Below are 14,539 nucleotides of genomic sequence, written 5' to 3'. Positions count from 1 at the left end.
AGAAATAGATGAAAGGTATTATATTGGCCGGAGGTTCCGGTACGCGTTTACACCCATTAACATTAGCCGTATCCAAGCAACTCATGCCCGTATACGATAAGCCGATGATCTATTATCCACTTTCCACGCTGATGTTGGCTGGCATTAACGACATTCTGCTTATCTCTACACCACAAGATCTGCCGAACTTCCAAAAGCTTTTGGGAGACGGTTCTCAGATTGGCTGCCGGATTTCTTATAAAGAACAGCCGAGTCCCGACGGTCTGGCGCAGGCGTTCCTGTTAGGAGAGGAGTTTATCGGAATGGATAAGGTCGCCCTTATTCTGGGAGACAATATCTTCTATGGATCAGGCATGTCCAAATTACTACAAAGCTGCTCTGATCCAAACGGCGGTGTCGTATTCGCCTATCCGGTACACGATCCAGAACGGTATGGTGTAGTAGAATTTGACGAGAACAAAAATGTGATATCCATTGCGGAGAAGCCGAGTGCACCCAAATCAAATTATGCCGTTCCGGGACTCTACTTCTACGATAACGATGTGATTGGAATCGCGAAAAATATAAAGCCCTCTGAACGAGGCGAGTTGGAAATAACCGACATCAATAAAGAATATCTCCGCCGCGGAAAGTTAAAAGTGGGCGTATTCGATCGCGGAACAGCTTGGTTGGATACCGGGACGATAAAATCACTGATGCAGGCAGGGCAATTTATCCAAGTGATCGAAGAACGACAAGGGATGAAAATCGGCGCGATTGAAGAGGTTGCCTACCGGATGGGTTATATCGATAAAGGGCAACTGCTGCAACTTGCCGAACCCTTGGTAAAATCCGGATATGGAGAATACCTAAAACGCATCGCAAAAGGAAGATAAAAAAAACGGTACCTCAAAGATACCGTTTTTATATTCCTCAGATGATGACTATTATTCCCACCCAGGGTTTTGTGACAAATTTGGATTTCGTTCCCTTTGCACCTGTGGAACCGGCCAAAGGTAGTTTTTAGGCGCCTCAAACCTTCTGTTCCATTGGACAACCAGAAAGCCTTCCGCATTTTTCCGATAGGTTGAAGAGCTCAGGGCTGGAAACCAAGAAGCTTTTACGCCTTCGATATCCTGACCAAGGCGCTCGCCTTCTTTCCATCTTCTTACATCAAAATAGCGATGACCTTCCAACACCAATTCAACGCGACGCTCTCTGCGAATCTCTTCGCGGACATCCATACCATGCTCGGCCAAAAAAGCAAGGTCCATTCTGGTCATGCCCACCCGGTCACGGAGGAGGTTAATCGATATATCGAGGTCATCTTGCGTTAGCTTGCCCTGTTCAAAACGAGCCTCCGCATACGTAAGCAACACTTCAGCGTAGCGGATATGATGAATATCGTTGTCATCTCGGTTGTAATTAGGGACAGCGCTTGGTTCCACATATTTCTTATAATAGTAACCCGTTGTTGTTACCGATCCCCGGCCATCTTGGCTAAATTTAGGCACCATGTAGATGGTTGGGTCAGGGTTTTCCGCCACCGGTCTGCCATCGTAGCGTCCACCCCAAGTATCACCCGGTACGAGGATGGTTTGCGTCATACGCGGATCCCTGTTTTTGAACACATCTGCATACGTCTCGTCCTCATAAAGGGGTGACTTATCGATCGGCAATCCGTCGCTACATAGATAGGATTCTACTAAAGATCGTGTAGGCACGAAGCGGGCAAATTGATCCGGCACCTGGATTTCCCGGCTTAGGTTATGCATAATAATATCCATTTTGTGCATGCGCGCAAAGATGGTTTCTTTGTTTCGTCCTTCTGCCAGTTTACCGTTCCTTGTAAACAGGTCATAGTAGGAGGTTTCCGGGTCACCGGTGCTATATAACGAATAGATGCCCATATCCATGACGGCCTTTGCAGCCTCTTCGGCTACGTCAAAACGCCCATAAGTAAGCGCAATTCTAGCTTTTAGGGCTAAAGCCGTACCTTTGTTTACCCGCCCGAGGTTATCGCCTGTAGGAATGGCTTCTGGCAATAGCTCTGCAGCCATATCCAGTTCGCTCAATAGGAAGTCGATCACCTCGCTCTGTGGTGTGCGTTCACCATACACCTCTGGATCGTCCAGTTCTAATGGCACAGTGATCAAAGGCACATCACCGAAAAACGAAGTCATGAAACTATAGTTTAGCACACGTATCACACGTACCTCTGCCGCTAATCGCTCTTTAGCACCCGGCTCCGTTTCCTCCGCATCGTGGTAGTTCTCCAAGAATGCGTTACATTCCCGTACATCACGGAACATGTTACGCCATTCGTTATTTACGGTGGGTTGCGTGATGGGGAATACACCTGAGCCGATGTCTTTGTACTCATGGGTTTGGGGCCACATGGTATTTTCCCCCATATTTTCCATATCCACGAAGTTTTTGGCCTTTACACGCGAGTAGATGGCGGTTGCCGCCATTTCTAACTGTTCCTGCGTTTGCCAGAACGTCTCGTCAATGACTTCATCTTGGGGGTATCGATCCAAAAAATCGCTGCAGCTACTCATCGTTCCTAAACCTACCAGCAACAGGGCTAGGTTAACGTTTTTTCTATATTTTTTATGAAAGATCATGATTGCCAGTTATTTAAGATTTAAATTGAGACCTACTATAAACGTTTTCACTTGCGGATAATACCCGCCCGTATTACCTACCGGCACTTCCGGGTCATATCCGTAGAAGAAATTTGTTTTTGTAAATAAGTTATCACCCGATACATAGAGCCTTAGTTTACTGACGCGCATCTTCTCCAGCCAAGGCGTTGGGAATGTATAGCCCAATTGGACATTTTTCAATCTTAGATACGATGCGTCCTCGATCCATTTAGATGACATGCGGGTGTTATGTGTCCGTAAGTATACAAAACGTGGATACGAAGCATCGGTATTATCTGGCGTCCAGCGATCCAGATGTACTTCCTGCGGCATAGCGCTGTTATTAATAAACGGGTGTCTCGCCGACCCACCCAAGTATCCATCAGCTTTTCCTACGCCTTGCAAGAAGAAGCTAAAATCAAACCCTTTATAGGCTAGATCGCCCCGGAAGCCGTAGGTGTAGCGCGGGATATCGCTTCCTAGAATATGTCTGTCGTTCAGTACGGTGATTTCCGTTGCATTAGGGTCAGTTGGTTTATAGATCAAATCGCCAGGGGCGACAAGATCTCCGCTTTGAAAAGGGAATTTTGGAATATATTCTCCATCAACAATATCGAAATCTGACTCCTGTGCGATACGGTCGGCTATAAAACCATAAAATGCTCCTATGGGATATCCCACCAACCGTACTTGGTCATTCAGCACCTCGCTGCGATCTTCCAAATGCGTGACTTTGTTTCTTACGTCCGAGAGATTGAAGTTAGCTCCGTAGCGTACCTCGCCGATATTGTCCTGCCAACCCAGAACGACCTCCCAACCTTTATTTTGTATCGAACCCGAGTTGTATGCAGGATAGTTCGTTCCCACACCAATGACGTCAGGAAGAAGTCGTGCCAATAAAATATCATTGGTATTGTTGATAAAGTAATCGGCCGTTATATTTAATCTATTGGATAAGAATGCGAGATCAAGGCCGATATTTGTTTTTTCCGACGATTCCCACGTCAGCTCGGGATTAGGAATATAACTCTGGCGAAAGCCTACCTGCTCTTGATCGCCGATGGGGTTGTTTGAGGTCACGCCAGAGGGTGCCAACGTCAACAAATAAGGAAAATCGCGTACCTTATCGTTATTAGGATCCATTATTTTATCGTTCCCCTGCGTACCATAAGAGAACCGGATTTTTCCCATATTCCAGAAACTCTTCAACTCTTCAAAGAAACTCTCTTCACTGAATACCCATCCTGCGGAGAAAGAACCGAACCAGTTCCAACGTACATCCGGGTGAAATCTCGAGGATCCGTCGTACCGGAAGTTACCTTCTAAGAGATACTTGCTCTGATAATCATAGTTCACCCTCCCGAAGAAAGACATAAGCGCGTTCTGCCCACTGGAGCTCCCGTTCAATTGGTTTTCCGTTCCGATTTCTAAAGAAGGTAAATCTTGCGAAGCCAGGCGCTGCCTGGAAGCCCAGAAGTCATTCCCTACGGTTTCTTCCAGCGAATAGCCTAACAAACCTGTTAAGTTATGATGCTCTTGAAATGTCTTGGTATAGTTGGCTGTCCCGATAAATGTTTGGTAGGTCTGTGCATAATGTTCCATTTTCATGCTATTCGGGTAGTTGGTTCGATAGATCAACGCATCGTCGTCCGGGCTGAAATAGTTGATTGTTTTGAGCAATGTATTGCGTTTGGAATTATACTTTATCAAGCCGTATTGGCCTTTTAGGTCCAACCCTTCCATCAGGTTGATCGTCGCGGAGATGTTGGCCGTGATTTCCTGCGAAGTGAAGCTATTTGTGCCACCGTCTTGCGCCCAGGCTACTGGATTACTTTGCCCACCATGGTAACCCCAGCTGCCATTGGTAAAACGTACCGGAACCAATGGACGGATAGAGATGGCTGCCGATAGTGGACTTGTTCCCGAAGCCGAACCGTCATAACCGCGGTCCACATATCCAAGATTACCATCGAGCTTGATGCGGTCAAATACCTCGGTGTTCAATCTTATCCGCGCATTATGCCGTCCCGCTTTGAAGTTATCGCCGGTAACGAGACCACCTTCGCCCAGATACCCATAAGAAGCATAGTAACTGGTCTGGTCTTTGCCACCCTGCAAACTGACGTTATAATTTTGTTGTGGTGCGCTTTTTCGATATACCTCGTCGATCCAATTGGTGTTTGCGAAATAATTCGGATCCGATCCGTTACGAGCCATTTCGATCTGCTCTTCGGTATACGTCGGATTTTGTCCGGCGTTAACATTCGCTTCGTTCTGCAGCATCATATAGTCAGGAGAACCGAGGAACTTGGGTAGCGCAGTAGGTGTTTGCCATCCAACATAACTGCTTACATTTATAGAAGGACTACCCGAAGCGCCTTTTTTGGTCGTCACGAGAACAACCCCATTTGCGCCCCGTACCCCATAAATGGAGGCCGCCGCGGCATCTTTCAGTACCGAGATGCTCTCGATATCGTCCGGATTTAAGATATTCATATTACCGCCAGGCACACCATCAATGACAATCAGTGGGTTCGCATCGCCCCAGGTACCCACTCCGCGAATACGGATCTGGGGCGCTTGGTTGCCAGGAGCAGTGTTCAGGCCACGAACCGTCAATCCCGGAACCTGACCTTGCAACCCACGGCCTACATTCGTAATTGGTCTGTTTTCCAGGTCTTCGCCGGAAATCGTGCCCACGGCACCTGTCAGATTTATTTTCTTCTGTGTACCATAACCGACCACGACCACTTCTTCCAGATCCCCGGCGATAGTATTCAGGGTAATCGCAAGTTTGGGTTGCGCATCATATACCAGTTCGCTAGGCGAGTGACCGATATAAGAAGCCACCAAAACATCGCCTTTCTCCAGTCCCGTTAGTTGGAATTCTCCATTCACGTCCGTTTGTGTTTGCAAGGTTTTCCCTCGAACGGCTACCGTGGCGCCAATCAAGGCTTCGCCCTGATCGTTGGTTACCGTTCCCGATACCGATTGCTGCACGATAGGGGCAGATGCGGAAGACATTTTCTTTAATACAATGTTTTTACCGACAATGTTATATACGATATTCGTTCCGTTCAATATCTTGTCCAATGCCTCAGCCAGCGGGACATTTTTCAGTTGAACGCGGTCAATAGATATTCCTTGAATTTCGGACTCTCTGTATACGAAATAGTAATCCATCTGGTTTTCCAGCCTTTTAAGCACATTACTTAAAGGTGTATGGTTTGTTTTGAGGGTAATATGTTGTTGGCCGTAACTACTCGCCAATGCGGTAGAAAACGTAAAGAGCAGTAGTACAGCGATCAGTTTCATCGCTTTTTTTAAATACATCATTTTTTAGATCTAGTGTGTTTTTGTTTTAACTTGTCTTTCATAATGAGGTTATTTTTCTGTTGGTGGTTACATTTTAATCTTTTCTCCATAGGCATGTTCTTTTTGGGGCATCATCATCAAATTGTTATCTTTTAAATTCGTTTCTATTCCTAAATAATAGAGCATTTCCAATACCTGAGAGAGCTTAACATCCCGAGCAATTTTTCCCGTGATCCGTTGGTTGGTTAACCCCTCACCCAGTTGGATACGAATGTTATACCAGCGGCCCAATTGTCGGCCCACGTCGGCAAGGGTTGTGTTTTCAAACAAAAACAACCCGTTTTTCCAGGCGATCATATCCATGATACGATCCTGATCAGATACCATGATCCGTTGAGAGTCTGACGCTACGCCGACTTGATTGGGTTTCAGAACCACACGATCCGAATCCGTTTTCATGGCTAAGCTGCCTTCCACCAATGCCGTTTGCATCGACCTATCTTCCGGATAAGCCCGCACGTTAAATTTCGTTCCCAGTACCTCGATTTCTCCTGCAGCACTTTTTACCGTAAATCGCTTGCCATCTAATTTCGCTACCTCAAAATACACCTCTCCCGTTACGGTTACCTCCCGATGCTGCGTGCCCAAATTGGATAGGAACGTGATACGCGAATCGGCGTTTAGCCAAACTTTCGTCCCGTCGGGCAACGTCATATTGATCTGTCCACCCTTGGGTGTCTTTACAACGTGCTGTATCCCCGGAGCCTCTTTTTGCACCACCTGATAAGAAAGCTGACCGTTGTCGTTAACAAGCTTTACACCGCCCATCTGGATGCTATCTCCAGCTTTGATATGTTGCAAGGACACGGATTCTCCCCCTTCCAATGTCAGTATGGCTTCTTCTTGTGCGGGGTCCACATCGTGTTCCATTTTTTGTAAAACGACGGATGCGACTCCTTCAGGAGCTGCTGGATCATGGTTTAGATAAAGCCAGGCTAAGGTTAGGAGCGCTCCGGCGATAGAGGCGACCAACGCGTAGACGGCCACGACCTTCCGTCGTGTTTTGCTATTTATAACCGGAGCATGTTCGATGATATTTTGGAGCAATGCCGCCGTTTCCATGTCGGAAAAAAACGGAGTCGTATCATCATCCTCTGCTAAGGGTGTATTGTTCCATATGAGGTCGAAAGCTGCCTGGATCTCGTTCTCGTCGCTCTCTTCCAATAGGTGGCGGAGTTGCGACAGCTCCTCTTCTTGGATATCTCCATCCAAATATTTTTGTAGAAAATACGAGATACGATGTGTGTTTTTGTCCATGTCGGCGCTATCTTTATTTATAAAGATGCAGGCGGATCAAAAAAGGGGGTATGGGTTAAGAGAAAAAAAAGAAAAATAAAGAAATAACAACGTCTTTATGTCTTTTCATGTACGTTTGGATGGATTGATTAGCAAGCTGGAGGTATTTTTTTACGGTTTCTCTAGAAATACCGAGGTCGTCGGCAATCTCCGCATATTTTTTACGGTTGTGTCGGCTTAGCAAGTACACTTTTCGTTGCTGCGGTGGCAATTCATCAATGGCGCGATCCAACAGCGCGTATATCGTATTCATATGTTCGTGAGGCACATTATGCACCTCGGGATGCTCTTCTTTCCAAGCTTCCAGTTTTCCTTTTTCGCGAATCCGTGTCCGGATAGCGGTGAGACAACTGTTTTTTGTTACCATAAAAACATACGCCTCCAAATCAGCGATATCAACGAACACGTGGTGTTTTTGCCAAAGCCTGACGAAAACATCCTGAACAATTTCCTTGGTCTGCTCGCGGTCTTTTACGATACGAAAAGCATGCTTCGCAACCCTATCTTGATAGCCATAGTAAAATTCGGCGAAAGCTTTTTGATCACCTTTCGCTATTTGTCGTCGTAGATCATCTCCTCTTCCTTTCATGTTTTTATTCCATCGATACAAAACTAAGCAATCTCATATATTCTTGCGTTTTTTAGCCCATTAACTTTGTATAAACAAATAAAGCAGCATATTCCGCTATGCATTCTTCGAGAACTCATTTAAAATTCGGTTGGTGAATGCAAAGCATTTTATTTAGGTTTGTGTAGAAGAAGCTACGTATTTTTTAAGACCTCAACATGTACACCGGTAATGCGAATTTTCGATATGATATTGCGTTCTTACGCGCCGTAGCCATTTTGTCGGTGGTTCTATATCATCTCGGAATACCCTATTTTGAAGACGGATATATCGGTGTCGACATCTTTTTCGTGTTATCGGGCTATCTCATGACCAAGATTATTTTGGTACGGCTGAATCAAGGCACTTTCCGGCTGGTCGATTTTTACCGTCGCCGGTTGATTCGGATCCTGCCCGCTTTACTGATATTGATTATATTTTTTTATATCCTCCTGTATTTTGTGTTAGGTATAAAACTGTACGATTTTAGTCGATTTGCCCTATCCAGTAGCATCTTCGTTTCCAATATTTATTACGAGCTATCATCCGGTTACTTCCAACCCGCCTCTCAGTTAAACTTCCTGCTGCATACCTGGTCGCTATCCATCGAGATGCAATTCTACGTTTTGTATCCCCTGTTGCTTATCGGGTTTCGGTATCTCGCAGGTCGTCGTTCGCCGTACGATCCCTATTTTATTTATGGATTGGGTTTATTATCGCTGTGCTGTATGCTGTATTATGCGCCGCGCGATCAATCGTTCACTTTCTATATGTTCCATACCCGAGCCTGGGAGTTGCTTGCAGGCGGCGTTGTTTTTTTACACGAAAAATCCTGCCTACGGGTATTCTCCCAACGCGTGCGGAACAGTATAGCCCTACTATGCGTCGTCGTATTACTGGTGTCCGTTACGGGCGTGCTTGGGATGCGGTCATCCGGTTGGCCCTCTGCATTTGCCTTGCTTCCCGTCATAGCGACCGGACTGCTGATCGCGGTACAAAGCGATCTCCGGCTATTCCGATTGCCTGGAGTAAAATTTGTTGCGGATATTTCCTATTCTTGGTATTTGTGGCATTGGCCACTTATCGTGCTGGGTACTTACTTTTCGCTATCGGAGCAGTGGTACTATCTTTTGGCTGTATTCGTCCTGTCCTTTATCTTGGGCACATGGTCTTACTATTTTGTAGAAAAAAGTCCATTCCTCCGTTCGCCTAAGTGGTTATCAGCAACAGCAATACTGGTCGTTGTTACGGCATTTTTAGGCACGCAACTCCCCCTTCACAAGCTTTTTGCGAATCCACAAGAGGCAAACCTCGTCGCTTTTCATTACCATTATCCCCGTGAACGTGCCGCCGCGCAGTATGGCTTCGGCGGACCCCATCTATTGTCGCGGTCTACGTTTAACGATTACGATACAACGCGTCTCTTTCAGTTTTCGGACACGCAACCAAATTACCTCCTATTAGGCGATTGTCATGCAGGGATGTTTGCACACACCTTACAGGAGCTAGCGGTTACAAACGATGTCAACCTCTTGCAGGCCACCGGAGACGACGTGTTTCCGGCACCCCACGTGAAACCTATTTTTGCAGGCCCAACGGCCTTGATGCATTACCTGTATGAACACTATCTTCCTACGCATCATGATCGGATTGATAAAGTCATTCTGTCGGCCAATTATGCCGGTTATAGCAAGAGTGAGGTGAAGGGCTATCTCGATTCCATCGAGGCATACTTCACTAAACTGGATATTCCGGTAGTGTATATCGGGCAAACGGAAAGCTATACCGTGGAATATCCCGTTGTGGAAACGTTGCGTTTAAAATTCGGAATCGAACCAGAAAATTATTTGCAGACCTATCGAACGGCCGCAAACGACTACCTGAAAACATCAAAAATAGGTCATAAATATATTGATGTATATCGTCGCCCCACATTAAAAAGTACAGACGGTATCGAAAGCTATATGTATGATGCAGACCACTTTTCTACCTATGGTACCGAGCAGTATCGGGATATTTTGGCAGAAAAAATATTTCTGAGGTAAGCGGTAAACAAACTTTTTAATCCGGTGTTTGTTCTGATAGTAAACGATTGTTATGAAAAGAATTTCGCAGGTTTTATTTTTATCGCTCACCTTGGTTCTGTTTAACAGCTGTGCCGTTATTGAAGGAATCTTCAAAGCCGGCGTTTGGGTCGGTATTCTATTCGTTGTTGCGATTATTGCTGTCGTGATCTGGATTATCTCCAAATTTTTTAAAAATACCCACTAGTGGGTATTTTTTTTCTTCCTAAACCTATGTACGTTTGCAACGTAATTAATTTGTTTAAAGCATATAATCACCCATACGGTGAAAAAGTGGATAAATAAACATTTAATACAAAATTAATACGGTGTAGGCTTGTTTTGTGAAAAAATACCTACATTTGTGAACTACAATCTACAATCTATGCACTTGGGGGCAAACAGTTTTGATTATTAATCGAAAAAATTGTGAAGAGGACTGTTTGCACTTAGGATGAAAAACAAAAAATATTAACTTAAAACAAAACAAAAAAGAGAAAGACTTAATCGGTAACTATTAACCTATAAGACGTACGTATGTCTTGGTGTATCCATGTGGGTATGAGCAGCGTTTTAAAAAATGTTGACGTGGATTTTTTTGCCTGTTATTTATCGTTATAAGATAATAACAGCCCTACTATGTTATTGACTAATCTTTCTGATTTAATGTGGTCCTTTTAAGTGCTATAAATTAATTTAAAGGGTATGCATAGGTATGTTCAAAATCGGGTGCTGGTTTATTTAAAGATGTCGCTGATCTTAACAGACGCGTTGTGCTTAAATATCATTTTTTTGATGGCTTTTTTTGTCGTCACGACAACCGGCTGGGTCAATGCGCAAGAGATCATCTCGAGTAATTACTATTCGCTGTGGATGATGTTTAATCTCGTTGCTATTGTCTCTTCCTTGTATTTTCGCTTATATGAGAATAACACCATAGAGCGTTTGGAACATGTTTTTCGGCAAACATTCCGCACGGTATTAACGATGTTGGTGGCGTTTTCGGTATGTGTGCTCATCGGGCATCATTTTACCGGTGTCTGGTATTTCCTAGCTGCGATTGTCGTGCTGTTAGCTGTGTACGTTGGGCTTTCCCGTTTTGTTCTTACCTACGTCTATACCGTATTACCCAAGCGTTTCCGTTGGAGTAAAAATGTAGCTTTAATCGGTCATAACGATTATCTAGCGGCAGTAGAGGGGAGCTTCGGGCACGATCACGCGTTCTACCACGTGAATACCATCAAGTACTATGATAAAATAGAGCAGCGAAGCAAAGAAGAAAAAGTAGCCCAGTTTCGCCGCTACTTCGAAGAAGTTTCCAAGCTCGGTATACACGATGTGTTTTTGGTGAGTACCCCCGATATCAATACCTATAGCAAGGAGTTGATCATGGCAGCAAACCACGAATGTGTACAGCTAAATTTTGTTCCGGCCGTTACCGCAACACTATCCTATGGCAGCGCCAAGGGAGATGCCGTCCGTGTCGACTTGCCGGTGATACGCGCACACGAAGATTCCCTTTCCACGATGGAAAACCGTGTCAAGAAGCGTATTGTCGATTTATTTATCTCGGGTTTGGTTTTGCTATTTATTCTAAGCTGGATGGTACCGCTCATTGGTTTGCTGATCAAGCTGCAAAGCCCCGGGCCTATTTTCTTTAAGCAGCCGCGCTCGGGACGCAATAACCAAACTTTCGGCTGTTATAAATTCCGGAGCATGGTGGTCAATAAAGATTCCGATAAAGCCCAGGCTTCCAAAGACGACAAGCGTATTACACCTATCGGTAAGTTTTTACGGAAAACCAACCTAGACGAATTTCCGCAGTTTATCAACGTCTTTCTCGGGCAGATGACCGTCGTTGGTCCGCGTCCGCATATGCTTTCCCACACCGAGCATTATAGCAAGCTTATCCAGCATTATATGGTGCGCCATTTTGTCAAGCCCGGTATCACGGGTTGGGCGCAGGTAAACGGTTATCGGGGAGAAACAAAAGACCCAAAATTGATGGCCAAGCGCGTGGAGTTCGATTTAGAATATATTACTAACTGGTCCAGCATGTTGGACTTCAAAATTATTTTCATGACCGCCTTAAACATGTTAAGAGGCGAAAAGAATGCTTATTAATGAATGTTTTTACGCTATAGAATACTATAAAATTATGAAAATCCGATTTACCAAAGTTTTCGTGGTGCTTAGCTGTTGTTTGACGTTGGCTGTACTCTCCAGAGCACAGGCTGGTGAACAGCGAGACAGCATCCCTGCTTCAGCCTACTCCAATGGCTATCCTTATCCTTTCGCACTGGGCGTCCATATGGGAACAACCGGTGTGGGGTTACATTTATACCAGCCGCTCGGGCCCAAGTTTGGCCTGCGTCTCGGTGCCAGTTACATGCCGTTCAGTACGAACATTAGCGGCACCTACAATGACTACGCCACACGTAGCGCAGTAAAGGCAAAATCGGGCAATGTATCGCTCGCTTTCGGCTGGACGCCGTTTGTACAGGGTAGCGGATTTTTCCGGAGCTTCAATGTGCAAGTTGGCGGCGCCTACTTCTGGAAGCTCGATGGCGAGTTGACCACCCGTTTGCGCGATCCCTATAAGTTTGGCGAAATCAACGTACATCCCGATCATGTCGGTACGATTACCACCGATGTAGAATGGAAAAAAACGGTCAATCCCTATGCGGGGATCGGTTGGAGCAATATCGTGATCGATAGCCGCTTCTCGATGCACATCGATTTAGGATGCTACTATCTTTCCAAACCCAGTGTATCGATGCAGGCCACTGGCCTGTTGGAAGAGAACGTGAACAACGCTGCCATCATTGAGCGTAACATAGAGAACTACCGGTATTTACCGCGCTTAGAAGTTGGTTTCAGTTATCGGTTTTGGTAGGGATAAATAAGAAAATAGTACGACTATGAAAATGAAGAAATTAGCGATATATACCTTAATGGTAGCCCTTTTTGGCGGCGTTTCCTCTTGCGAGAACCCGTTGAAGGATTTTAACCTGCAGATCAGTACAGAGGTTATCGAAAATTATGTGACGTTGCGTGTGGTGGATGCCAACAACGCCAACGTACCGGGCGTAACCGTATCACTGACCTCGGGTGATACCCAGGATATTTACAATATGAACGGGTACAAGGATTTTAAACTGACCGATAATCTGCTTGTCCTGGGCGTCGATCCGGCACGCACGCCGACCGCCGATAACCCGATCCGGTTTCGCGTACAATTCAGCGCGCCCGGTTATAACACCCAGACTATTCCTGTAGCCATTACCGATGTTTCGGCCGGTATCCAGACCGTAGTACTCACCAAGCCTACCGAAGTACCTGATGGTGCCGAAGAGGTGGTCGAGAACGTAGATTTGAATCCTGACGGGTCGACCACGGCACCAGCTACGGTCGAGTTACCTTCCGCTACTGGCGACGGCAACATGCAGCTTACCGTTCCTGCCGGTACCCAATTCAAAGATGCCAGCGGCGCGGTCATCACCGGGACCAATGTGCAGATCGTGGTCACGAGTATCGATGCCGATAACGAAGACGCCGTTGTACTTTTGCCGGAAGGTAGCCTACGCGCCGGCGAAGTAGTATTGGACGACGGTGCAACGGCATCGGGTACCTTTAGCGCTGCGGCCGTTGCCGATATCAAGATGTTGGTGAATGGTGTTCAAGTCAGTCAGTTTAGCCAACCATTGGTGGTGAGCATGCCTGTTCCTGCAAACTATGTGAGCCCCATTACCGGGCAACCGCTCGCTGCCGGAACGATCTTCCAGATCTTCAGTAACAGTGGCGATGGCGTATGGCGTTACGAGCAAACCAGCACCGTTACCGGTTCAGCCGCTACGGGCTTCCGCGTCAACTTCCAGATCACCCACTTAACCTTCTATATGGCAGCCGAGTTCGGACAAGCTTGTCCGGCAGCACGCGTGATCAACTTCTCGGGCGATTGGATGACGAACGGTACCACTGCTGCTGTTAAGGTAGAAGCCGTATGGGGTGGAAAAGTTATCGCGAGTGGTGATTATTCGATTAACAATACAAACAACAGCATCAGTCTGATGAATGTGCCGACAACGGGTGTTAAGATCGTCGTACGCAAGGAAGATGGAAACATCTTAGCAGAAGGTGATTTGGCAGGCTGTGGTCAAGCAACTGCGATACAATTGCCAGATCCAAGTGATGCAACAAGTACCACATCTACTTTACAGCTCTATGTACGTTGTCCGGGACAAACCACGGTGGTTACGTTATTACCCACATTCCAAATGTTCTATCGGGAGTCGGGAACGACAGAATTTAAGTATTTAGGATCCGTAAGTAATGGCTTCTTGCGGACGACGCTATTGAAAACTGACGGTACGAAATACGATTTCAAAGCCATCTGGAATGAGCGTGTAAAGATCGTGAACGACCATGCCGTGAGCGAAGACAACACCGCTACGGTTGGTATAGAAACGGGCGATATCATGGGTTCGAAAGCCGGAGCGACCAATCTGGCGATCCTGGCCGAAGAATGTAATAACTTATAAAAGCATAAATAAGAAAATGAAGAGCTCAAG

10 protein-coding genes are annotated in these 14,539 nt (G+C 45.9%); 6 read left to right on the top strand and 4 right to left on the bottom strand.

The window, feature by feature from the left end:
* Window positions 1-8: 8 nt before the first annotated feature.
* Window positions 9-875 carry a glucose-1-phosphate thymidylyltransferase RfbA gene (gene rfbA, locus H8B17_RS19625; RefSeq protein ID WP_190310940.1) on the top strand — a complete coding sequence of 289 codons (867 nt, stop codon included), beginning with the start codon at window positions 9-11 and terminating at the stop codon, window positions 873-875.
* Between the two features lie 51 nt (window positions 876-926).
* Here rfbA and H8B17_RS19620 read toward each other — a convergent pair whose 3' ends face one another.
* The 4 genes from H8B17_RS19620 to H8B17_RS19605 all read right to left on the bottom strand — a co-directional run bounded on the left by H8B17_RS19620 (window position 927) and on the right by H8B17_RS19605 (window position 7,887).
* Entirely contained in the window at window positions 927-2,606 is a 1,680-nt protein-coding gene (locus H8B17_RS19620) for a RagB/SusD family nutrient uptake outer membrane protein (protein ID WP_190310939.1), read from the bottom strand.
* 9 nt (window positions 2,607-2,615) lie between these two features.
* Window positions 2,616-5,963 carry a TonB-dependent receptor gene (locus H8B17_RS19615; protein WP_190310938.1) on the bottom strand — a complete coding sequence of 1,116 codons (3,348 nt, stop codon included), beginning with the start codon at window positions 5,961-5,963 and terminating at the stop codon, window positions 2,616-2,618.
* 66 nt (window positions 5,964-6,029) lie between these two features.
* Window positions 6,030-7,259, bottom strand: coding sequence for a FecR family protein (locus H8B17_RS19610; RefSeq protein ID WP_190310937.1), 1,230 nt, complete (start codon window positions 7,257-7,259; stop codon window positions 6,030-6,032).
* Between the two features lie 55 nt (window positions 7,260-7,314).
* Window positions 7,315-7,887: an RNA polymerase sigma factor gene (locus H8B17_RS19605; protein WP_190310936.1), complete on the bottom strand. Its 573-nt coding sequence runs from the start codon at window positions 7,885-7,887 to the stop codon at window positions 7,315-7,317.
* A 230-nt stretch (window positions 7,888-8,117) separates the two neighbouring features.
* Here H8B17_RS19605 and H8B17_RS19600 point away from each other — a divergent pair, with 230 nt between their 5' ends.
* From H8B17_RS19600 to H8B17_RS19580, 5 genes are all read left to right on the top strand, one after another.
* The gene (locus tag H8B17_RS19600) at window positions 8,118-9,950 is read left to right on the top strand and encodes an acyltransferase family protein (RefSeq protein WP_380934554.1); all 1,833 of its coding nucleotides are present in this window, start codon (window positions 8,118-8,120) and stop codon (window positions 9,948-9,950) included.
* Window positions 9,951-10,002: 52 nt separating this feature from the next.
* Window positions 10,003-10,176 (top strand): hypothetical protein, encoded by a 174-nt coding sequence (locus H8B17_RS19595; protein WP_190310934.1) that lies wholly within the window; start codon window positions 10,003-10,005, stop codon window positions 10,174-10,176.
* Window positions 10,177-10,715: 539 nt separating this feature from the next.
* Entirely contained in the window at window positions 10,716-12,092 is a 1,377-nt protein-coding gene (locus tag H8B17_RS19590; RefSeq protein WP_190310933.1) for an exopolysaccharide biosynthesis polyprenyl glycosylphosphotransferase, read from the top strand.
* A 34-nt stretch (window positions 12,093-12,126) separates the two neighbouring features.
* Window positions 12,127-12,864, top strand: coding sequence for a hypothetical protein (locus H8B17_RS19585; protein WP_190310932.1), 738 nt, complete (start codon window positions 12,127-12,129; stop codon window positions 12,862-12,864).
* Window positions 12,865-12,889: 25 nt separating this feature from the next.
* Complete coding sequence (locus H8B17_RS19580) at window positions 12,890-14,509, top strand: hypothetical protein (protein ID WP_190310931.1); 1,620 nt, start codon at window positions 12,890-12,892, stop codon at window positions 14,507-14,509.
* Window positions 14,510-14,539: the final 30 nt, after the last annotated feature.

Origin of the sequence: Sphingobacterium arenae (genome assembly GCF_014692505.1) — a bacterium.
Lineage (GTDB): Bacteria > Bacteroidota > Bacteroidia > Sphingobacteriales > Sphingobacteriaceae > Sphingobacterium > Sphingobacterium arenae.
The sequence above is the reverse complement of the archived record's forward strand: the minus strand, read 5'-3'. Positions and strand labels throughout refer to the sequence as shown.

Coding starts and splice junctions, on each gene's coding strand:
- H8B17_RS19610 (WP_190310937.1), bottom strand. CDS start 7,259: ATGGACAAAAACACACATCGTATCTCGTATTTTCTACAAAAATATTTG.
- H8B17_RS19585 (WP_190310932.1), top strand. CDS start 12,127: ATGAAAATCCGATTTACCAAAGTTTTCGTGGTGCTTAGCTGTTGTTTG.
- H8B17_RS19595 (WP_190310934.1), top strand. CDS start 10,003: ATGAAAAGAATTTCGCAGGTTTTATTTTTATCGCTCACCTTGGTTCTG.
- H8B17_RS19580 (WP_190310931.1), top strand. CDS start 12,890: ATGAAAATGAAGAAATTAGCGATATATACCTTAATGGTAGCCCTTTTT.
- H8B17_RS19620 (WP_190310939.1), bottom strand. CDS start 2,606: ATGATCTTTCATAAAAAATATAGAAAAAACGTTAACCTAGCCCTGTTG.
- rfbA (WP_190310940.1), top strand. CDS start 9: ATGAAAGGTATTATATTGGCCGGAGGTTCCGGTACGCGTTTACACCCA.
- H8B17_RS19605 (WP_190310936.1), bottom strand. CDS start 7,887: ATGAAAGGAAGAGGAGATGATCTACGACGACAAATAGCGAAAGGTGAT.
- H8B17_RS19615 (WP_190310938.1), bottom strand. CDS start 5,963: ATGATGTATTTAAAAAAAGCGATGAAACTGATCGCTGTACTACTGCTC.
- H8B17_RS19590 (WP_190310933.1), top strand. CDS start 10,716: ATGTCGCTGATCTTAACAGACGCGTTGTGCTTAAATATCATTTTTTTG.